The sequence below is a fragment of the Amorphus sp. MBR-141 genome (assembly GCF_053628695.1).
Window position 1 is genome coordinate 64,891 of the sequence record NZ_JBRJGW010000002.1, and the last position, 16,170, is coordinate 81,060.

Here is a 16,170-nt window from a genome sequence, read left to right on the forward strand (position 1 = left end):
TGCCCGGTCCGTGGACCGCATCCGAGATGACCATGTCGAAGAAGGCATGGGCCTCGCTGAACACCGGGCACTGCCTGACCATGGTGCGGGCGAACTGGGATGGCTGGGTCGGCGACGTTGTCGCCTGCGTCTGGGCGGATGATGACCACGACGAGAAGGCGACTGCCCGTCTGATCGCAGCGGCTCCTGACCTCGCCAGAGAGCTTCAGGAATGCCGAACGGATCTGATGATCGCGGCATCGAACGCTGACCACGCGGCGAAAACGGACAGCCGATGGGAAGGGGTCGGGGACAAGCTCCGCATCCGCGTCAAGGCCGCCGACGCCCTTCTCTCCGCTCTGGAGGGAGGCGAGCATGGGTGAGATCAGGGAGTGGAAGCGCTGGGCAGACGAGCGCCCGACCGAAGCTGGCGTCTATTGGTGGCGCCTGCCGGAGAAGGACTACAGCGGGCTCACCTTGCGCCCGGAATGGACGTGCGAAGTGTCTTCGTGCGGCATGGGCTATGCCGACAATGAACTGTGGCCGAGCTTTTCTCACTGGAACGGCTACGTCCGGACGGTCCCGGCCAATCTGGAGTGGACGGCTGCCGAGCCGGGTGAAAAGGGCGGAGCGCACAAGATCCACGTTGACACGCTCGCGCCGTGCCCATTTTGCGCGAAGACTCCGCGCATGGTCGGCGATGACCGCCCGAAGGAAGGTGGATTTCGCCTCTACACGATTCCCTTTCTCCCGTGGAGGTTCAGCATCTCGTGTTGCGGCCGCGCCTCCACAGGCTGGCGCGCGAAACCGGCCGAAGCGATCGCCCTCTGGAACACCCGCCCCACCGAGGACGCGCTACGGGCGGAGGTGGAGAGGCTTACGGCCGCGCTCGATTCGATTTTCTCGCTGATCTCCTACGTCAACATTCATGGCGTGGGCCAGCAACCGGAACCGACCGGTGAACCGCAGCCGATGCGCGTCTCACCGATCGAATTCTGGAGCATTTTCCAGCAGATCGGAAAGCTTGCGTCCGCCGCCCTCCAGCCGAAGGGGGACGGGGGATGAACACGGCGCCGAGCATAGACGATTTCGACGATTTCGATGGCGACGATTCCACCTGCTGGAAATGCGGGGGCGAAGGCTTCTACGCCGACTGCTTCGAGGAATTCGCGTGCATCGATCCGGAGGGCAGCTGCGACCTGTGCACCCGTCGGTGCGATGTCTGCCGGGGGAAAGGGGATCTGAAATGAGCTGGGACCCGCGATATCGGCGACTGTCCGAAGGCGAGATGATCCGAGCGGACGATGAAGTCCTGACGGATACCGACAAAGGCTGGCAGATCACCAACCCGCGTTGCGTCGGCACGCCGGCCCCGTCCCCGCTCTACACGGCGCACCGGATCTATCGGCGCCGGCGGCGATCCGAGGTCTCGTCATGACCCGCCAGTTCACCCCGCCTCCGGAGCACGTCTCCGCCCCGCTGGACAGGATCATAGCCCGGCTGGGCGAAAAGCTCCGCACCGAAGCGCTCGATCGCATATCCGAGCGCACCGAGTTCCGCGAGGGCCTGGGCGCCGCGCTCCACGCGCTACGGGATCACGAGGTCCGGTTCATCGACATCGGCGACGCCGGAAGCCCTGAGGATTCGGAGATCCTGAAGGAGATCCGCGAGGGATACCGGCACCTGTTTAACGCACACCAGCTTTTGAAGGGATCGACGACATGAACGAACACGCAATCCGTCGCGAGACCGAGGCCGCGAAGCTCTTGCTGCGCACCGTCCGCGACATCGTCGGCGATGATGAGGAAGCGCTGGCCGACACCGTCGAAGGCGAGACCGGCCTGATGGAAGCCATCGACGGGGCCGTTGCCCAGATGGATGAGTGCGACATTCTCCTGACCGGCATCGCCGCGAAGATGGCGGACCTGACCGCGCGCAAGAAAAGCGCAGAGGACAGGCAGATGCACCTTCGCGCCGCGATCGAACAGGCCCTCGTCGTGCTGGACATGCGCGAGCCGCTGCGCCGGCCGACCATGACGCTCAGCATCCGCAAGACGCCGCCCGGCCTGATCATCACAGACGAGTCCGCGATCCCGCCGAAGTTCTGGAAGCAGAAGCCAGCGCCGGATCCGACGCTCGACAAGAAGGCCCTGACGGATGCGCTTGGCGCGCTGCCGAAGGGCGAACACATCCCCGGGGCGTCGCTCGACAACGGCGGCGTGTCTTTATTCGTGAGGCGCCGATGAAACCGGGGACGAAAGCAAGATCAGCAGAAAGCAGATTTTGGAAGAACGTAGACACATCGAATATGGATGGATGCTGGGAATGGTCCGGGTATCTTTCCTCCCATGGATACGGAAGGCTTTATACTGGAAGTCGATCGAATAAAAGCAGAAAGCATATCTCGGCTCATCGTCTTTCGTATGAACTAAATATTGGAGAGATCCCATACGGGCTTTTCGTTTGTCACAAGTGTGACAATAGACGCTGCGTGCGCCCCTCTCATCTGTTCCTCGGAACAGCAACGGACAATATGCACGATGCGGCCCTTAAGGGGCGGGTGCGTAATGGATCGGAAGGCGCCACAAAGTGCAAAAACGGCCATCAAAAGAATGGGCCTGGGACTTGCAGAGAATGTCAGCGCGCCGCGTCTCGGCGCCACTATTCCCGCAACGCGGAAGCAGAGCGTAGTCGCGTCCGAGAGCGTTATTGGGCAGACCCGGACAGTGCCAGAGTCCGAAGCTTGAAATACTACCATCGAGGGGAAAAATCATGAACGCTGTCGCGAAGCTCAACACCGGTCAGCTCGCTCTCGTCAAGCGGACGATCGCAGGCGACTGCAACGATGAGGAATTCGACCTTTTCGTGGAAGCTGCCCGCTCGTATGGGCTCGACCCGTTCCGAAAGCAGATCATCCCGCTTGTCTTCGGCAAGAACGCCAAGGATCAGTCGAAGCGGCGCATGTCGATCGTCGTCACCCGAGACGGCCTCCGGATTCTGGCACAGCGCTGCGGCAACTATCGCCCGGCCTCGAAGCCGGCAGAGTACATCATCGATGAAGGATCGCGCTCCCCGACAAACCCGCTCGGCATCGTTTGCGCCCGCGTCACACTCTGGCAGCGCGACGACCGCTCAGGGGATTGGTACGAGGTCGCTGGCGAAGCCTATTGGGACGAGTTCGCTCCGATCAAGAAGGACGCGGAAGACGGCTACGACTGGGTCGAGACCGGCGAAGTATGGCCGGACACCGGCAAGCCGAAGAAGAAGAAGGTGCCGCGCGGCGCTGAGACGCTGAAGCTCGACGAGGACGGCAACTGGGGGCGGATGCCCCGCGTCATGATCGCCAAGTGCGCCGAAGCGCAGGCCCTTCGCGCCGGGTGGCCCGACCAGTTCAGCGGCGTCTACGTCCAGGAGGAGATGGACCGAGCCGTCGTCGACGACATGACGGCATCGCAGGCGCTTCTGCAGCAGGAACAGGAAAACCGCCTGTTGCTCACGTCCGGCGCGAACAGCGTCATGATCGTCTGGCTGGCAGGGATGCCGCTGGAGCCGGTGCCGGTCGGGACCCTCGCTGATCGCATCCTCGAATGGATCAACGACCCGTCACGGTCGGCGGACCAGATCGACCAGTTCACCGGGATGAACACCCATTCCCTTCGCGAGTTTTGGGCGAAGGCGAAGAACGACGCCCTGGGGGTCAGGAACGCCATCGACCGGAAGCTCGCTGAATTGCGGGCGAGCGAGGCGGCATGACGCGCCCGATCCCCTTTTCATGGGATGGCGAGGCCATGGTGCCCCTCAAGGGCTTTGGGGCGGCGTGCGACCGGGCATACGTGATCGGTGAGGTCTACCGGCTCGCGCCGGCGGAGGAACGGTCGGCGAAGTCGCACTCGCACTTCTTCGCGGCCGTGCACGATGCCTGGGCCAACCTTCCCGAGAAGATCGCGCCCCGGTTCCCAACGTCGGAGCACCTCCGAAAATTTGCGCTCGTGAAGGCCGGGTACTGCGACGTGCACGAGATCATCGCGGCGGACGATCGGCAGGCGATGGAAGCGGCCACCCTGTTTCGCCAGATCGACGGGTACGCCGTCATCACGATCAACGGGCCTGTGGTGACCGTGCACCGCGCGCAATCCCAATCACGCCAGGCGATGCGCGGGAAGGCCTTCCAGGAGAGCAAGACCGCCGTGCTCGACATTATCTCGGAGATGATTGGCGTGGACGCCGGGACGCTCCACAAGCAGGCAGGAATGGCGGCATGATCGAGGCATATCGAGCATCCGAGATGATCGCCGATTTCGCCGCTGCGGTCCGGGACGCAAAGACCATGGACAGGCTGGACGCGGTCGGCCGGGACAACAGCGCGTCGATCCTCCGCCACGGGGTGCGGTCTCTCTGCGCTGAGATCTACTCGCGGCGGAAGCTGGAGCTATCGCAGCCGGGAGACGGCGGGGGAGAGGCGGCATGATGCGGAAGCCGGAAACCTATTGGACCCGCAAGGGACCGCCTATCCCGGATGCCAGTGATCTGCCCGCCGGGACCTTCAACGGCGATGAGCGGGCGTTCGGCTCCCTATCGCCGGGCATGCGCCGCGAGATCTGGCGGGACGCTATCCAGCGCGAGGCCGCCAAGCGGGGCCTGCCGGAAGATGTTCTGTCCCGCCTGCGGTCGGCGACCATCGACGGCGGACACAGCACGCTCGACGACTACCTCTTGCTGTTCGAACGACAGGACGCCGCGCGGGCAGTCATCCGCGAGGACGTAGACCGTCTGGAGCGCGCCGACGCCATGCACGCGCAATCCGAAGTTCAGATCGCGGCGAGGGAAACCCTATGACCAGCTATCGCCCATGCGCGGGATGCGCGTTCGGAGGACAACACTGCGCTGAACGCGAAAGGGTCCGGGCACATATCAAGGGCCTAGCCGTGTCGCTCGTCAGTTGGCGGTGCCGCTGGCGACAGCCTGCCTACCGCCCCGGTGATGCTGTCTGGGCAAGGCTCGCGGCTGATTTTGAGGGCCCGGAAGGCGATGTTGTCTACGCTGATTTTCCCGCGCACGTCGTGCAGATGAACGGCGGCAAGGTCGTGGTCTTCGTGAGCCCCGGCGCTGAAAGCCGATCCGGCGGCTACGAGTTCGAGCCTCACCACAATAGCCGTGGATTCTGCCGGACCGGCATCGCCCGGATCTCGAAGCGCGACGCTCCGGCCATGAACCCGTGCGGCGACTGCGGAGCCTTCCCCGAGATCCACGGCCATGACGCCATGTGCAAGCGGCATCCCGACTGGGAGAAGAACTGGCGGGAGATGTGGGCATGACGATCCGCGAGCCCGCCCCCGCCCCGCCGAAAGCCAAGCGCCGGCAGCCAACCGAAAAGCAGAAGCTCCAGATCATGGCGCGCTATTGCCGCTGCCCTGGTCTTCCAGAGCTGAACCACGAGTGCGGTAAGCACCTGCCGAGTATGCACGAGACGCAGTTCGACCACATGCACGCACGGGCGCTCGACGGCCCGGAAGACCTCGATAATTTCCGGCCCCTCTGCCCGGACTGCCACGATATCAAGACGAACGGTCGGAAGGCGACGACGGCGGGATCGGATAAGCACCGGATCGCGAAGATGAAGCGCCTCGAGGCCAAGCGGTCCCCCCCGAGCGAGTCCCGCGACCACAGCATAGAGGGGCCGGCCAAGCCGAAGCGCGCATGGCCGAAGGGCCGGAAGCTTCGCGGCGGCGGGTTTCAGAAACGGAGAGTGGGATGAAGATCCAGAGCACGTTCGCAATTCTCGATGTCAAAGGAGGCCGCGATCGGCTTACCAAGCTGTTCGAAGGGCGCCCCCGCATGGGGCCGTGTCCGGAGAACATGCGCGTCCCCGTGACGATCGTCGGCTACATCGACAGCATCCACGGAAACGACGACGGCGAGAGCCGGGAGTTCAACGTCACGGTCGAGCGTGTCGATGTCCGCAGTGCGGCCCCGGTTCTCCGACTGGTGCCCGACAATGACGGAGACGCAGCATGACCACCGACGACCCGAGTGAAGTCCGCCCCGGCGACGTGCGAACGTTTACGGGCTTGGTGGATATGCACGATGAGAGCGAAGCCTGCTGGGTGGTCACTTTCGGCACACAGGGGCGCTTGCAAAGCCGGTTCATCTACCGAGAAACCGTCGCCGCCTCCACGCTCATCCGCCGCGCCCGGCCGGAGATCAAGGTGGGAGACACAGTAGGCGTTCCCAATGAGCCGTCTTGGGTTGGCGACGTGGATGCTCTCAGCGCCGATGGACGGCGTGCTTACCTTCGCAACATGCGTGCAAGGCCGGAATACATCGTCAGTGCGTCCACACCGTCGGCTGGCCCCCACGACATCTCCGACCTCACCCCCGTGGAGGACAATGCCGATGGGTGACCTCGGAGTGCCTGCGCCGAAACGGCCCGATCTGGACGCGCTGCTTGAGAAGGCACGCAACCACGTCATGACCGAAGACGAAATCGCAGATCAGCGAGCGTCGTGGGTACGAGCATTCACCACGCCTTGCGAGCATGGCGAACTGGACTGGGAGCAGTGCGGCCCATGCCGTGATGCCGCCCGCAGCCGAAAGGACCCGACCGATGTCTAAGACAGTGCCGTCAGAGGCGTTCACGCGTGTGATCGTTTCAGTTTGTGAATTTCTCGAAGACTGGCGCAAAGGTGATATCAACCTCTCGACCTTGGCAGCGCTGGACGCACAGAGCATCGAGGAAGCGCTGACCGAGCTTGGCGCGGCGATGGACGCCGCCCCCTCCGTCGAGCCGGATGCGGACAGGGTCGAGCAGGCCGCACCGCGCGATATCTACGTTCCGGGCGTCTGGCAATGCCCGAAGTGCGTATTCAGGCTCGTGCAGAGCAACCTCAACGCCAGAGACGGCACGGTCACGCCTCGCGACAACCCCGGCGACAAGTGCCCCAACTGCAATAGCTCGCTCTGGCGGGTGTCTTGGAAAGACGAGGCCAAGGAAGCCTACCAGATCGCCGAAAATCAGATGACCCGCGCGCTTGAAGCGGAAGCAGCCCTCGCCGAAGCCCGCGCCACGATCGCCGCCATGGGCGACCGCTGGCGAACTGACGAAAAGCCGAAGACCGGAGAATGGATCACGGTCCGCGCCGAATGCACCTATCGATGGCTCCCCTACAAGCCCGGCGCGCCCCAGCGAAAGCACGGGAAAATGGGCCGTTGGCAGGAGGCAGATGAGTACGGGTTCAAGAACTGCCCCGAGCCGTTCGGCGACTGGCGGCCCTCGCCTCCGATCCGCTCCGCCCTCCAGGGAGACGGCCATGACGATTGAGATGGATCCGGCCGAATGGCAGTACAGATGGCGATGGGCTGGAGGCCCGTGGAGCGAATGGCAGGACGGACGCGCTCCGGACGCTTCCCAGATTTTCGGCGAGATCGAGACTGAAGAGCGGCCTGTCTACACCGAGGCGCAGGTCAAGGCCCGCGAGGCCGCCGCCTGGGAAGCCGGGCGAGAGGCGAGTGCGGGGGTGGCGGACGAGCATAGCACCGGCGGAACGAACACCTACGGGCACGGGCGGGCCGATGCGGCCAACGCCATCCGTGCCCTCGATAACCCGCACAAGGTGCCGTGATGGAACTGATCGAGCGATCTATCCGTGCTTGCCTGCCGCGGGATGTCGATTTCGTCATCTACTCCAGTGCCGGCGCGAACAAGCCGCGCGTCGTGCTGATGTCGAAAGACCGTCGGCGCTACATCGGCCGAGAGGCTGACAGCGTCGACAAGGCCGTCGAGGCGGCGGCTACCGCCTACCAGCGAGGCGAGAAATGACCCCGCCCATGACCTCCCCACCCACCCCGGCCGACACGCTGCGCAGGATGATCGCAGAGGCGGAGGACGAAGTGGCGTGGTGGAAGCTTCATCACGACAGCGCCAAGGAATCCGCTTGGCTGTCCGAACTGGCGGAGCGCCGCGAAGCCCTCAAGGTGCGGGAGAAGAACGATGCCGGGTGAACCGATCGACCACGTCCTCGCCGACGCGATCCGCAATTTCTACATGCGCGGCCCGGTGCGCCCGCTGTTCGATGATTTGCCGGCAGAACGGCAAGAGGCATGGCTGTCCGAAGCCGCGCGCCTCCGGGTCGTACTGCGGTCGCGGGGCGTGACGCTCAGCGGCTCTCCGGGCTCCGACGAGAAGGAACAGGACGATGGGTAGAAACGTGACGAGGAAATTAACAGACGCCGAAGTCGTCTCCTGTTTTTCTCCGAAGGAGAAGATCGCATTGCGCTCGCTCATCGCCATCGTCGGCGACGACACGGACACGATGCTCAACTACCTGCACAGCTTGGCTGCCCGCGTTGCGATCCTGGCAGGGGTTGAGCCGGAGGACTTCGCGGCGGGGGTGAAAGCTCATTGGGATGCGGCCGCCGAAGTGGTCAACGCCCTCCCTCCGGGCTCCGAATAGCCATGCCCCGCGCCGGCGCCCGTTTCAGCCAGGTTGCGTTGAAGCGCGCATTGCGTGGCGCGAGCGATGCCGGCGTGCCAATTGATCGGGCGGAGATCGACCCGGACGGACGGATCGTCCTATTCTTCGCCCGTGGCGAGGCGAAGGAAACGGGTGACGATCAATGCCGGGAGGACGGAGTCCTGGACGCAGGAGAGGCGTGGTAGCCGTGTCGATCGTCAAACCGCCCTATGTCCAGGACCGGGAGCGCAAGGGCGGCACGGCGTTCTTCTGGATCCCGCCGTCGAAGTACCGCAAGGCCGCACAGGAGGCCGGTGAGCCGTTCCCGTTCGAAACGGTGCATCTCGGCACCAACCTCTCTCAGAACGCGCTGGACGAGGCCGCCCGGCCCCACAACGATCATCTCCATGCGTGGCTGAAGGATCGGGCCCAGCCGAACGCCGACGCCAGGCCGAAGCACAGCACGCTTCGTTGGCTCCTGTTCGAGGTCTACCTCGAGCACGCCGTGTTCACGCGCAAGGTGGCGCCGCGGTCCAGGCCGGACTACGAGCGCCTGTTCCGCCGCCTGTGCGACATGCCGGCGAAATCGGGCGGGACGATCGGAGACGCCGCGGTCAACACGATCACGGTGACGGCCGCCCAGAAGCTCTACGACCGGATAAGCGAGGAATGGTCCGTCGCCCAGGCGAACAAGGCGATCCGCTACCTGACCCCGGTGTGGAAGCGCCTGCGGCCGCATCACCCGGCATTGCTCGGATCACAGGCCGACGCAATCCCATGGGCCGGCGTGGCGAAGATCCAGCACACCAGGACTGAAAAGGCCGCGGTGGATCGCGAGACGGTCTACCGGTTCACCGAGGCGGCGATTGCCGAGGGCCGGCCGGAGTGCGCCGCGGCCGCCGTGATCTGCTTCGAGTGGCTGCAGCGGCCTGAGAACGTGATCAGTGGGAAGATCAGGTGGGGGGATTATCGCAATCGCGATTGGCCGAACGCTCTCCGGATCGAGCATCACAAGACCGGAGCGTTCGTCTGGCACCCGCTGGAAGGTGAGGACCCGGAATCGGGCGAGCGGGTGCTGTTCTACGCCGATGCCGAAACGGTGCTGTGGAAGCTACCGCGGCGGGGCGTGTCGATGATCCTCGGGCCCCAGGGGCAGCAGTATCGAGGATCGAGGTTTGCCCACATCGTGCGCTCGATCGCGGAACGCGCGGGGCTTGTCGGCTTCAACCTGGACGCCTGCCGGCACGGCGGGCTGAACGAGCTCGACGATGCCGGCCTGTCCGATGGGGACGGCATGGCTCTATCAGGACACCGGACCAAGAGCGCCTACCGGGGCTACATGAAGCGGTCGCTGGAACGGGCCATGGCGCCGACGATGAAGCGCATGGCACACCGGCAGGCTGACCAGGCGAAGGCGTCGTGACGGAACATGCGGGGAATGCAGTTCCCACAAGGCTGCGGACAGCTGTTCCCACAAGATATTTTCGGGCTTGATTAAGTGATTGAGGCCGAATAAGTATTCGCCCCTGTTGGCGACGTGGCGGAGTGGTTACGCAGCGGACTGCAAATCCGTGCACGCCGGTTCGATTCCGGCCGTCGCCTCCATCCGCTTCCCCGACCATCTCCGACCTGCATGCGGCCGCGGCGCTGAGTTCAGCGGTCCGCCGACGCTCGGATCCGGCTCGCCACTTCGGTGAGCGGCGGGATGGCGGCCGCTTCGGGCTGCGCCGCTACGAAGCCGGTCCCGATCGCTTCCGATCGTCTAAATCGGGAGACGGGCGACCCACCGCGCCGATCCGCACCCGCACCGACACGCCGACGAGACATGGCGCCGGAGAGGATCGGTCAGAGCGCGCGCCCTTTGGCGGCGTCGCCGATGTCCTTCTTCGTCAGGCCCGGCATCACGAAGACCTGGCCCGGATAGATCAGGTGCGGATTGCGGATCTGACCGTTGTTCTCGCGGTAGATGTTCGCGTAGCTGAAGCCGTCGCCATAGAAATGGTGGGCGATCGTCCAGAGATTGTCGCCGCGGCGGATGAGCACCCGCACGCCGTCCTCGGTTTCGCCGAGCACCGCCACCTTGGTGTCGCCAGCGGCCACCGCAGGCCCCTTGCCGGCCCGCTTGAAGGCGAACGGAACCTCGGCCCGGGTCGCCACCGCGCCCGCCCGGTTGGCGACCTGGTCGACGCGGATGCTGTAGTCGCCCTCCTCGAAGTCCATCGTCGCCTCGAACGACCAGCGCCCGGCATCGGTGGCATGGGCCTCGCCGATGTACTCGCCGGCGAGGTAGACCCAGATGTCGGCGCCGGGCTTGCTCGTTCCCTGCAGCCGGAACGTGTTGCCTTCCGCCTCGGCGATCTCGATCGTCACCGGAACGGCATCCTGCGGGGTGGGCGCCTTCTGGCCGGCGGTGGCGCCGGACGGGGCCGCGCTCGGCGCGTCCGCCGTGGAGACCGCCCCCGCGGCAGCGCCGGACTCTGCCGCGGCGGCAGGCGGCGCGGGTGCTTCGGCAGCCGGTGCCGCCACCTTCGGCGCGGCAGGCGCCTCCTCGCCCGCGTTCGGGCGATCGGCCCCGCCGTCACGGCCAGCGGCCGTCCCGCTCGCCTGCGCCGGGCCGGAAGATGCCGGTGCGCCGTCGGCGGCGGATGCGGGCGCGGGATGGCCGGATGCAGCGACGTCCGCCGACGCGGCGGCGTCCGTCCCGCCCGCAGGCGGCGACGGTTCTGCGGCCGCAACCTGGGTGGCGGGGGGCTCGATGGTCGCGGCCGGCTTCTGCAGCACCTGGATCGGAGCGTTGGGCCGCGACAGCGCCACCATCGGCGTTTCGGTGCGGTTGGCCGGAATGGAGACCGCGAGCCGGTCGTTCGAGGTCGTCGGCGCCTTGGCGTTCTTCGCGCTCGCCCTGAGCGCGATGTCGTAGTCGCCCGGCGCGAGCGGCTGGTCGAGGACGATCACCCATTCGCCGCTGTCGTTGGCCACAGTCGATCCGACGACCTTGCTGTTGGCTTCGAGCTCGACGGTGGCGCCGGCCCCGGCGCGGCCGGCGATGACGGCATCGCCGGTCGGCTCGACGCGCACCAGATCATAGGTGGGCGCCGCGTCCTCGGACGCGCTGTCCGCGTCGCCCGGCTTGCCGGATGCCGTGTCAGGGGCGGCCGCCGTCCGCGCGCCCTGGGCAGGGGATGCCGGCGCGGGCGCGATCGAGGCGGACTGCGCAGGCGGTGCGGGGTCGGGAGTGCCGGAAGCCGTGTCGGCGGCTTCGGGTTCAGCCGCCGGGGGCGCCTCCGCCGTGGCGGGCGCGGCGCCGGAGGAAGCACCGGCCTCGTCGCGCGCCGGCGCGATCGGGGTGGTGGCCACCGCATCGGCGGTGTCGCCGACGGACGCCGACGGGGGCGCGGAGCCCGCCGCGTCCGGCACCTTCCGTTCCGCCCGATAGGCGGCCAACAGACCGATGCCCACAATGGCGACGACAAAGACGATAGCGCCAGCGCTCGAACGTGAGCTCATGATTTTCGATCCAGTGGCGCACGAATTGCGGTACGCCGCCGGCCCCGGGTCGCGCGCCCGAACTGTCGAGCCTGATTCGGCGCGTGTGTCGTCGAATAATCGGGCCTGCGGCGGCTCGACTTCAAGTGCGAAATCGCAATAACTTTCCGGTTATTAGCGCCGAAATCCGAGCCACACAACTGCATGCCGGCCATTCGGACGGAGGCCGACGGCGTTCTTGACGGCCCTCGGCCCGCCTGCCACATCGATGCCATGACACATCTGAAGCGCGTTTGCGTCTATTGCGGCTCCGGCCACGGTATCAATCCCGCCTACGAAGCCGCAGCGGCGGAGCTTGGCCGGGCGCTTGCCGGAGAGGGGCTGGAGCTCGTCTACGGCGGCGGTTCCGTCGGCCTGATGGGCACCCTCGCCCATTCCGTGCTCTCCGCCGGCGGCACCGTCACCGGCGTGATCCCCCAGTTCCTGAAGGACCGGGAGGTGATGCTGAACGACGTGACCGAACTCGTGACCACCGTCGACATGCACGAGCGCAAGCGCATCATGTTCGAGCGCGCCGATGCGTTCGTGGCGCTGCCGGGCGGCGTCGGCACGTTGGAGGAAGTCGTCGAGATGATGACCTGGGCACAGCTCGGCCAGCACCGGAAGCCGATCCTGCTCGCCAACATCGAGGGCTTCTGGGAGCCGCTGACGGTGCTGCTTGCGCACATGCGCCAGGAGGCGTTCCTGCGGCCGGGCCTCGACGTCACCTTCGTCGTCGCCGACAGGATCGCGGACGTGATCCCGCGCCTGCGCGACGCGCTCGGCCGAACCACGGCGAGCAGCGGCATGAAGGCGCCCATCGAGGGGCTGTAGTCGCGCCTCCGATCGGGTGTCGGACCCGTCGGATCGGACGCGGATCTACTCCGCCGCGACCTGCACGTCCGCGCCCGCCTTCATCTTCATGAGGCGGTAGGTGATCGAGTCCGTCAGCGCCTGGAACGACGCGTCGACGATGTTCGGCGACACGCCGATGGTGAACCAGCGGGCACCGTGGGAATCCCCGCTCTCGATCAGCACCCGGGTGACCGCAGCCGTCGATCCGTTGAGGATGCGGACCTTGAAGTCCAGCAGCTCGAGGTCGGCGATCGCGTCCTGATAGGGGCCGAGGTCCTTGCGGAGCGCAACGTCGAGGGCGTTCACCGGGCCGTTGCCCTCCGCCACCGACATCACCGTTTCGCCACCGACCTTGATCTTCACCACGGCCTCGGAGACCGACACCAGCTCGCCGATCGCGTTGTGGCGGCGCTCGACCATGACGCGGAACGACTCCACCTCGAAGAAGTCCGGCACCGAGCCCAGGATGCGGCGCGCCAGCAGTTCGAACGACGCGTCCGCCGCCTCGTAGGAATAGCCCTCGGCCTCGCGCTGCTTGACCTCGCTCAGCAGCCGGTCGAGGCGCGGATCGTCGCTGGCGACCTTGATGCCGAAGCGCTCGAGCTTGGAGATCAGGTTGGACTTGCCCGCCTGGTCGGAGACCAGCACCCGGCGCTGGTTGCCGACGATCTCCGGACGGATGTGCTCGTAGGTTTCCGGCTCCTTCAGGATCGCCGAGGCGTGGATGCCCGCCTTGGTGGTGAAGGCCGACACGCCGACATAGGGCGCATGCTGGCTCGGCGCCCGGTTCAGCAGCTCGTCGAAGCGCCGCGACAGCAGCGTGATGTCGGCGAGCGCGTCGTCGCTGACGCCGATCTCGAACCGGTCGCGGTACGGCGCCTTCAGCTTCAGCGTCGGGATCAGCGTGATCAGGTTGGCGTTGCCGCAGCGTTCGCCGAGGCCGTTGAGCGTGCCCTGGATATGACGCACGCCGGCGCGCACGGCGGCCAGCGAATTGGCGACGGCATGGCCGGTGTCATCGTGGGCGTGGATGCCGAGATGGCTGCCCGGCACCCGTTCGCAGACCTTGGCGACGACCGCTTCGACGGTGTCCGGCATCGTGCCGCCGTTGGTGTCGCACAGGATGACCCAGCGCGCGCCGGCCCGGTACGCCGTCTCCACGCAGGCGAGCGCGAACTCCGGATCGGCCGCGTAGCCGTCGAAGAAATGCTCGCAATCGACCAGCGCCTCCTTGCCGGCCGCCAAGGTGGCGCCGACCGAGTCGGCGATGCCGTCGAGGTTTTCCTCGAGCGAGATGCCGAGCGCGACGCGCACATGGTAGTCCCAGGCCTTGGCGACGAAGCAGATCGAATCCGAGGCCGACTGGAGAAGCCCCTGCAGGCCCGGATCGTTGGCTGCCGAGCGTCCGGCCCGCTTGGTCATGCCGAACGCGGTGAAGCGTGCCCGCGTTGTCCTCGGCACCGTGAAGAACGCGGTGTCGGTGGGGTTGGCGCCCGGGTAGCCGCCCTCGATGTAGTCGACGCCGAGCGCCTCCAGGATATCGACGACCGCGATCTTCTCCTCCAGCGAGAAGTCCACGCCGCTGGTCTGCGCGCCGTCTCTCAGCGTGGTGTCGAAGAGGGTCAGCGTCTCTTTCTCGGTCATCTGGAAACCTCCCACGTCGTGATCAGCTGGCCGCTTTCCGGATCCTTGCCGTCCTTCAGGACGATGCCGTGCTGCACGAGCACGTCGCGGATCCGGTCGGCCTCGGCAAAATCGCGGTTGATGCGCGCGGCCACCCGGGCCTCGATCATCGCGGCGATCTCGGCTTCCGGGATCGGCGGCGGCGCCTGCGCGGCGGACGCGAACCCCAGATCGAAGCCGAGAAGCGCCAGCGAGGCCGCCAGCCGGGCGGCCGCCTTCGGGTCGGCGCCGTCCTGACTGATGGATTTGGCGATCCCGTGGAGACGGGCGATCGCCTTCGGCGTGTTGAGGTCGTCGGCAAGCGCGGCCACCACGTCGGCGTCCGGCTCGGCGTCGGTCGCCGCGGCGTCGCCGATGCGCCGGCTCCAGCGGCGCAGGGTCGTCTCCGCTTCCTGCAGCCCCTTCACCGTCCAGTCGATGGGCTGGCGGTAGTCGGTTGCCAGCATCGCAAGCCGCAGCACCTCACCCGGCCAGGTCCGGCCGCCGAACACCTCGGTGCTCAGCAGGTCGCGGATGGTGATGAAGTTGCCGAGCGACTTCGACATCTTCTCGCCCTCCACCTGCAGGAAGCCGTTGTGCATCCACACCGTCGCCATGCCGCCGGTGTGGAAGCAGGCGCGCGACTGGGCAACCTCGTTCTCGTGGTGCGGAAAGACGAGGTCGATCCCGCCGCCGTGGATGTCGAACTGATGCGGCTGGGCGCGCGCCGCCTCGCTGAGACGGTCTTCCAGCGCCGTCCAGAGGAACCGGTCGGCCATCGCCGAGCACTCGATGTGCCAGCCGGGCCGCCCCTCGCCCTCGATCCCGCACGGGCTCGGCCATCCCGGCTCCCCGGCGGCCGACGGCTTCCAGAGCACGAAGTCGGCCGGGTCCTTCTTGTAGGGCGCCACCTCGACCCGCGCGCCGGCCAGCATCTCGTCCATCGAGCGGCCCGACAGGCGACCGTATTCCGGAAGCGACGGCACGTCGAAGAGGACGTGGCCTTCCGCGACGTAGGCGTGGCCGGAGGCGACCAGGGCCTCGATCATCGCCGCCATGTCGCCGATGTGCTCGGTCGCCCGCGGCTGATGGGTCGGCGGCAGGCACTGCAGCGCGGCCACGTCGTCAGAGTATTCGGCGAGCGTCGTCTCGGTCAGTTCGCGGATGGTGATGTCGCGCTCGGCCGCCCGCGCGTTGATCTTGTCGTCGACGTCGGTGATGTTGCGCACGTAGGTGACGTGCGGGTCGCCGTAGACATGGCGCAGCAGCCGGAACAGCACGTCGAACACGATCGCCGGGCGCGCATTGCCGATGTGGGCGCGGTCGTAGACCGTCGGCCCGCAGACGTACATGCGCACGTTCGCCGGATCGATCGGCTCGAACGGCTCCTTGCGTCGCGTCAGCGTGTTGTGGAGCGAGATCGTGCTCTCAGGCGCCATGCCCAAATCCCTCCGTCGCCGGCCGGGTCCGTGATCTCTTCCGATTGTCCGTTTGGGCAGAAGAAGACGGCCACAGCCAGCGAGCGCTAGCTGTTAATAATGATCCCGCAGATGATGGCTGCAGCGACGTGCGTCTTCATGGCTTCGGTGATCCTCCATCGCGAGGACTTCGTCAAGCCTTGGTTTGACGGTCCGGCCGGGATTCAGCTTCTCTTAACGCCTACGGAATAGGCTCTGGGGAACGGAGGTGGGCAGCGACC

The 16,170-nt window shown here is 66.3% G+C and carries 26 protein-coding genes and 1 tRNA gene; 24 read left to right on the forward strand and 3 right to left on the reverse strand.

Annotated features, from left to right (window positions below; genetic code table 11):
• The first annotated feature begins 32 nt into the window (after positions 1–32).
• From ACSSVZ_RS02775 to ACSSVZ_RS02885, 23 genes are all read left to right on the forward strand, one after another.
• Complete coding sequence (locus ACSSVZ_RS02775) at positions 33–362, forward strand: hypothetical protein (RefSeq protein ID WP_453968143.1); 330 nt, start codon at positions 33–35, stop codon at positions 360–362.
• Positions 355–1,044, forward strand: a complete 690-nt coding sequence (locus ACSSVZ_RS02780) for a Lar family restriction alleviation protein (RefSeq protein WP_453968146.1) — start codon at positions 355–357, stop codon at positions 1,042–1,044. Before ACSSVZ_RS02775 ends, ACSSVZ_RS02780 begins: the two co-directional genes overlap by 8 nt.
• Positions 1,041–1,229 (forward strand): hypothetical protein, encoded by a 189-nt coding sequence (locus tag ACSSVZ_RS02785; RefSeq protein WP_453968148.1) that lies wholly within the window; start codon positions 1,041–1,043, stop codon positions 1,227–1,229. The genes ACSSVZ_RS02780 and ACSSVZ_RS02785 overlap by 4 nt, the downstream gene beginning before the upstream one ends.
• A 184-nt stretch (positions 1,230–1,413) precedes the next feature.
• Positions 1,414–1,704 (forward strand): hypothetical protein, encoded by a 291-nt coding sequence (locus ACSSVZ_RS02790; protein ID WP_453968149.1) that lies wholly within the window; start codon positions 1,414–1,416, stop codon positions 1,702–1,704.
• 41 nt (positions 1,705–1,745) lie between these two features.
• Positions 1,746–2,225 carry a siphovirus Gp157 family protein gene (locus ACSSVZ_RS02795; RefSeq protein WP_453968150.1) on the forward strand — a complete coding sequence of 160 codons (480 nt, stop codon included), beginning with the start codon at positions 1,746–1,748 and terminating at the stop codon, positions 2,223–2,225.
• Between the two features lie 62 nt (positions 2,226–2,287).
• On the forward strand, positions 2,288–2,755 hold the full coding sequence (locus ACSSVZ_RS02800) for an HNH endonuclease signature motif containing protein (protein WP_453968650.1): 468 nt from the start codon (positions 2,288–2,290) through the stop codon (positions 2,753–2,755).
• Complete coding sequence (bet, locus tag ACSSVZ_RS02805; protein WP_453968151.1) at positions 2,752–3,732, forward strand: phage recombination protein Bet; 981 nt, start codon at positions 2,752–2,754, stop codon at positions 3,730–3,732. Before ACSSVZ_RS02800 ends, bet begins: the two co-directional genes overlap by 4 nt.
• A complete protein-coding gene (locus ACSSVZ_RS02810; RefSeq protein ID WP_453968153.1) occupies positions 3,729–4,241 on the forward strand; it encodes a hypothetical protein in 513 nt (170 codons plus the stop codon). Before bet ends, ACSSVZ_RS02810 begins: the two co-directional genes overlap by 4 nt.
• On the forward strand, positions 4,238–4,447 hold the full coding sequence (locus tag ACSSVZ_RS02815; RefSeq protein ID WP_453968155.1) for a hypothetical protein: 210 nt from the start codon (positions 4,238–4,240) through the stop codon (positions 4,445–4,447). Before ACSSVZ_RS02810 ends, ACSSVZ_RS02815 begins: the two co-directional genes overlap by 4 nt.
• Entirely contained in the window at positions 4,444–4,815 is a 372-nt protein-coding gene (locus ACSSVZ_RS02820; RefSeq protein WP_453968156.1) for a hypothetical protein, read from the forward strand. Before ACSSVZ_RS02815 ends, ACSSVZ_RS02820 begins: the two co-directional genes overlap by 4 nt.
• A complete protein-coding gene (locus ACSSVZ_RS02825; RefSeq protein WP_453968157.1) occupies positions 4,812–5,294 on the forward strand; it encodes a hypothetical protein in 483 nt (160 codons plus the stop codon). Before ACSSVZ_RS02820 ends, ACSSVZ_RS02825 begins: the two co-directional genes overlap by 4 nt.
• Positions 5,291–5,734, forward strand: coding sequence for an HNH endonuclease signature motif containing protein (locus tag ACSSVZ_RS02830; protein ID WP_453968158.1), 444 nt, complete (start codon positions 5,291–5,293; stop codon positions 5,732–5,734). The genes ACSSVZ_RS02825 and ACSSVZ_RS02830 overlap by 4 nt, the downstream gene beginning before the upstream one ends.
• A complete protein-coding gene (locus tag ACSSVZ_RS02835) occupies positions 5,731–5,994 on the forward strand; it encodes a hypothetical protein (protein WP_453968159.1) in 264 nt (87 codons plus the stop codon). Before ACSSVZ_RS02830 ends, ACSSVZ_RS02835 begins: the two co-directional genes overlap by 4 nt.
• The gene (locus tag ACSSVZ_RS02840) at positions 5,991–6,380 is read left to right on the forward strand and encodes a hypothetical protein (RefSeq protein ID WP_453968161.1); all 390 of its coding nucleotides are present in this window, start codon (positions 5,991–5,993) and stop codon (positions 6,378–6,380) included. The genes ACSSVZ_RS02835 and ACSSVZ_RS02840 overlap by 4 nt, the downstream gene beginning before the upstream one ends.
• Complete coding sequence (locus ACSSVZ_RS02845; RefSeq protein WP_453968162.1) at positions 6,373–6,591, forward strand: hypothetical protein; 219 nt, start codon at positions 6,373–6,375, stop codon at positions 6,589–6,591. Before ACSSVZ_RS02840 ends, ACSSVZ_RS02845 begins: the two co-directional genes overlap by 8 nt.
• Complete coding sequence (locus ACSSVZ_RS02850) at positions 6,584–7,297, forward strand: hypothetical protein (RefSeq protein WP_453968164.1); 714 nt, start codon at positions 6,584–6,586, stop codon at positions 7,295–7,297. Before ACSSVZ_RS02845 ends, ACSSVZ_RS02850 begins: the two co-directional genes overlap by 8 nt.
• Positions 7,287–7,598, forward strand: a complete 312-nt coding sequence (locus ACSSVZ_RS02855; RefSeq protein WP_453968165.1) for a hypothetical protein — start codon at positions 7,287–7,289, stop codon at positions 7,596–7,598. The genes ACSSVZ_RS02850 and ACSSVZ_RS02855 overlap by 11 nt, the downstream gene beginning before the upstream one ends.
• Positions 7,598–7,795, forward strand: a complete 198-nt coding sequence (locus ACSSVZ_RS02860) for a hypothetical protein (protein ID WP_453968167.1) — start codon at positions 7,598–7,600, stop codon at positions 7,793–7,795. Before ACSSVZ_RS02855 ends, ACSSVZ_RS02860 begins: the two co-directional genes overlap by 1 nt.
• On the forward strand, positions 7,792–7,977 hold the full coding sequence (locus ACSSVZ_RS02865) for a hypothetical protein (RefSeq protein ID WP_453968168.1): 186 nt from the start codon (positions 7,792–7,794) through the stop codon (positions 7,975–7,977). The genes ACSSVZ_RS02860 and ACSSVZ_RS02865 overlap by 4 nt, the downstream gene beginning before the upstream one ends.
• Positions 7,967–8,179, forward strand: a complete 213-nt coding sequence (locus ACSSVZ_RS02870; RefSeq protein ID WP_453968169.1) for a hypothetical protein — start codon at positions 7,967–7,969, stop codon at positions 8,177–8,179. Before ACSSVZ_RS02865 ends, ACSSVZ_RS02870 begins: the two co-directional genes overlap by 11 nt.
• Entirely contained in the window at positions 8,172–8,429 is a 258-nt protein-coding gene (locus ACSSVZ_RS02875) for a hypothetical protein (RefSeq protein ID WP_453968171.1), read from the forward strand. Before ACSSVZ_RS02870 ends, ACSSVZ_RS02875 begins: the two co-directional genes overlap by 8 nt.
• 208 nt (positions 8,430–8,637) lie before the next feature.
• Positions 8,638–9,852 carry a hypothetical protein gene (locus tag ACSSVZ_RS02880; RefSeq protein WP_453968174.1) on the forward strand — a complete coding sequence of 405 codons (1,215 nt, stop codon included), beginning with the start codon at positions 8,638–8,640 and terminating at the stop codon, positions 9,850–9,852.
• Between the two features lie 108 nt (positions 9,853–9,960).
• A tRNA-Cys gene (locus ACSSVZ_RS02885) sits at positions 9,961–10,034 on the forward strand.
• Between the two features lie 240 nt (positions 10,035–10,274).
• Here ACSSVZ_RS02885 and ACSSVZ_RS02890 read toward each other — a convergent pair.
• Positions 10,275–11,936 (reverse strand): LysM peptidoglycan-binding domain-containing protein, encoded by a 1,662-nt coding sequence (locus tag ACSSVZ_RS02890; protein WP_453968176.1) that lies wholly within the window; start codon positions 11,934–11,936, stop codon positions 10,275–10,277.
• Between the two features lie 252 nt (positions 11,937–12,188).
• Between ACSSVZ_RS02890 and ACSSVZ_RS02895 the strand changes: the two genes are divergently transcribed.
• Complete coding sequence (locus tag ACSSVZ_RS02895; protein WP_453968179.1) at positions 12,189–12,788, forward strand: LOG family protein; 600 nt, start codon at positions 12,189–12,191, stop codon at positions 12,786–12,788.
• Positions 12,789–12,833: 45 nt separating this feature from the next.
• Here ACSSVZ_RS02895 and cimA read toward each other — a convergent pair whose 3' ends face one another.
• Both cimA and cysS read right to left on the reverse strand, forming a co-directional pair.
• Positions 12,834–14,453, reverse strand: a complete 1,620-nt coding sequence (gene cimA / locus ACSSVZ_RS02900) for a citramalate synthase (RefSeq protein ID WP_453968182.1) — start codon at positions 14,451–14,453, stop codon at positions 12,834–12,836.
• The gene (gene cysS / locus ACSSVZ_RS02905; protein ID WP_453968184.1) at positions 14,450–15,910 is read right to left on the reverse strand and encodes a cysteine--tRNA ligase; all 1,461 of its coding nucleotides are present in this window, start codon (positions 15,908–15,910) and stop codon (positions 14,450–14,452) included. Before cysS ends, cimA begins: the two co-directional genes overlap by 4 nt.
• Positions 15,911–16,170: the final 260 nt, after the last annotated feature.

What these genes read in the sequence shown, in the direction of transcription:
- ACSSVZ_RS02775 (WP_453968143.1), top strand. Translation starts at nt 33, where the DNA reads ATGTCGAAGAAGGCATGGGCCTCGCTGAACACCGGGCACTGCCTGACC.
- ACSSVZ_RS02780 (WP_453968146.1), top strand. Translation starts at nt 355, where the DNA reads ATGGGTGAGATCAGGGAGTGGAAGCGCTGGGCAGACGAGCGCCCGACC.
- ACSSVZ_RS02785 (WP_453968148.1), top strand. Translation starts at nt 1,041, where the DNA reads ATGAACACGGCGCCGAGCATAGACGATTTCGACGATTTCGATGGCGAC.
- ACSSVZ_RS02790 (WP_453968149.1), top strand. Translation starts at nt 1,414, where the DNA reads ATGACCCGCCAGTTCACCCCGCCTCCGGAGCACGTCTCCGCCCCGCTG.
- ACSSVZ_RS02800 (WP_453968650.1), top strand. Translation starts at nt 2,288, where the DNA reads ATGGATGGATGCTGGGAATGGTCCGGGTATCTTTCCTCCCATGGATAC.
- bet (WP_453968151.1), top strand. Translation starts at nt 2,752, where the DNA reads ATGAACGCTGTCGCGAAGCTCAACACCGGTCAGCTCGCTCTCGTCAAG.
- ACSSVZ_RS02810 (WP_453968153.1), top strand. Translation starts at nt 3,729, where the DNA reads ATGACGCGCCCGATCCCCTTTTCATGGGATGGCGAGGCCATGGTGCCC.
- ACSSVZ_RS02815 (WP_453968155.1), top strand. Translation starts at nt 4,238, where the DNA reads ATGATCGAGGCATATCGAGCATCCGAGATGATCGCCGATTTCGCCGCT.
- ACSSVZ_RS02820 (WP_453968156.1), top strand. Translation starts at nt 4,444, where the DNA reads ATGATGCGGAAGCCGGAAACCTATTGGACCCGCAAGGGACCGCCTATC.
- ACSSVZ_RS02825 (WP_453968157.1), top strand. Translation starts at nt 4,812, where the DNA reads ATGACCAGCTATCGCCCATGCGCGGGATGCGCGTTCGGAGGACAACAC.
- ACSSVZ_RS02830 (WP_453968158.1), top strand. Translation starts at nt 5,291, where the DNA reads ATGACGATCCGCGAGCCCGCCCCCGCCCCGCCGAAAGCCAAGCGCCGG.
- ACSSVZ_RS02835 (WP_453968159.1), top strand. Translation starts at nt 5,731, where the DNA reads ATGAAGATCCAGAGCACGTTCGCAATTCTCGATGTCAAAGGAGGCCGC.
- ACSSVZ_RS02840 (WP_453968161.1), top strand. Translation starts at nt 5,991, where the DNA reads ATGACCACCGACGACCCGAGTGAAGTCCGCCCCGGCGACGTGCGAACG.
- ACSSVZ_RS02845 (WP_453968162.1), top strand. Translation starts at nt 6,373, where the DNA reads ATGGGTGACCTCGGAGTGCCTGCGCCGAAACGGCCCGATCTGGACGCG.
- ACSSVZ_RS02850 (WP_453968164.1), top strand. Translation starts at nt 6,584, where the DNA reads ATGTCTAAGACAGTGCCGTCAGAGGCGTTCACGCGTGTGATCGTTTCA.
- ACSSVZ_RS02855 (WP_453968165.1), top strand. Translation starts at nt 7,287, where the DNA reads ATGACGATTGAGATGGATCCGGCCGAATGGCAGTACAGATGGCGATGG.
- ACSSVZ_RS02860 (WP_453968167.1), top strand. Translation starts at nt 7,598, where the DNA reads ATGGAACTGATCGAGCGATCTATCCGTGCTTGCCTGCCGCGGGATGTC.
- ACSSVZ_RS02865 (WP_453968168.1), top strand. Translation starts at nt 7,792, where the DNA reads ATGACCCCGCCCATGACCTCCCCACCCACCCCGGCCGACACGCTGCGC.
- ACSSVZ_RS02870 (WP_453968169.1), top strand. Translation starts at nt 7,967, where the DNA reads ATGCCGGGTGAACCGATCGACCACGTCCTCGCCGACGCGATCCGCAAT.
- ACSSVZ_RS02875 (WP_453968171.1), top strand. Translation starts at nt 8,172, where the DNA reads ATGGGTAGAAACGTGACGAGGAAATTAACAGACGCCGAAGTCGTCTCC.
- ACSSVZ_RS02890 (WP_453968176.1), bottom strand. Translation starts at nt 11,936, where the DNA reads ATGAGCTCACGTTCGAGCGCTGGCGCTATCGTCTTTGTCGTCGCCATT.
- ACSSVZ_RS02895 (WP_453968179.1), top strand. Translation starts at nt 12,189, where the DNA reads ATGACACATCTGAAGCGCGTTTGCGTCTATTGCGGCTCCGGCCACGGT.
- cimA (WP_453968182.1), bottom strand. Translation starts at nt 14,453, where the DNA reads ATGACCGAGAAAGAGACGCTGACCCTCTTCGACACCACGCTGAGAGAC.
- cysS (WP_453968184.1), bottom strand. Translation starts at nt 15,910, where the DNA reads ATGGCGCCTGAGAGCACGATCTCGCTCCACAACACGCTGACGCGACGC.